The sequence below is a fragment of the Citrobacter sp. Cpo142 genome (genome assembly GCF_030332425.1).
GTDB classification, from domain to species: Bacteria; Pseudomonadota; Gammaproteobacteria; order Enterobacterales; family Enterobacteriaceae; genus Citrobacter; species Citrobacter portucalensis.
Genome location: NZ_JAOWHW010000073.1, coordinates 1 through 832, shown reverse-complemented (window position 1 = coordinate 832; position 832 = coordinate 1). Strand labels below are relative to the sequence as shown.

The following is an 832-nucleotide window of genomic DNA, read 5'->3' as shown; positions in this document are numbered from 1 at the left end:
GCCAAGGTCGGTGCGGGGAAGTTCAGGCCATTGCGACCGCTGCCACCGGCTTAGCGTGCTTTATTTAATGAGATGGTCACTCCCTCCTTCCCGGTACTATGCTGAGGACAGGCTTTCATTCGGAGAACTATCATGGAAAACATTGCGCTCATTGGTATCGATCTGGGTAAAAACTCTTTCCATATTCATTGCCAGGATCGTCGCGGGAAGGCTGTTTACCGTAAAAAATTTACCCGGCCAAAGTTGATCGAATTTTTGGCGACATGCCCCGCTACAACCATCGCAATGGAAGCCTGTGGCGGTTCTCACTTTATGGCACGCAAGTTGGAAGAGTTGGGGCATTCCCCAAAGCTGATATCACCACAATTTGTCCGCCCGTTCGTTAAAAGCAATAAAAACGACTTTGTCGACGCCGAAGCTATTTGTGAAGCTGCATCGCGTCCGTCTATGCGTTTTGTGCAGCCCAGAACGGAATCTCAGCAGGCAATGCGGGCTCTGCATCGTGTCCGTGAATCCCTGGTTCAGGATAAGGTAAAAACAACCAATCAAATGCATGCTTTTCTGCTGGAATTTGGCATTAGCGTTCCCCGAGGAGCTGCCGTTATTAGCCGACTGAGTACCATTCTTGAGGATAATAGTTTGCCTCTTTACCTCAGCCAGTTATTGCTGAAATTACAACAGCATTATCACTATCTTGTTGAGCAGATTAAAGATTTGGAATCCCAGTTGAAACGAAAGTTGGACGAAGATGAGGTTGGACAGCGCTTGCTGAGCATTCCCTGCGTCGGAACACTGACAGCGAGTACTATTTCAACTGAGATTGGCGACGGGA

Annotated in this window: 1 protein-coding gene; it reads left to right on the top strand. The window is 48.4% G+C overall.

The annotated features are described in order from the left end of the window. Positions 1-132: 132 nt before the first annotated feature. On the top strand, positions 133-832 hold a 700-nt coding region (locus OGY18_RS03460; protein ID WP_001326386.1), incomplete at its 3' end, for an IS110-like element IS4321 family transposase.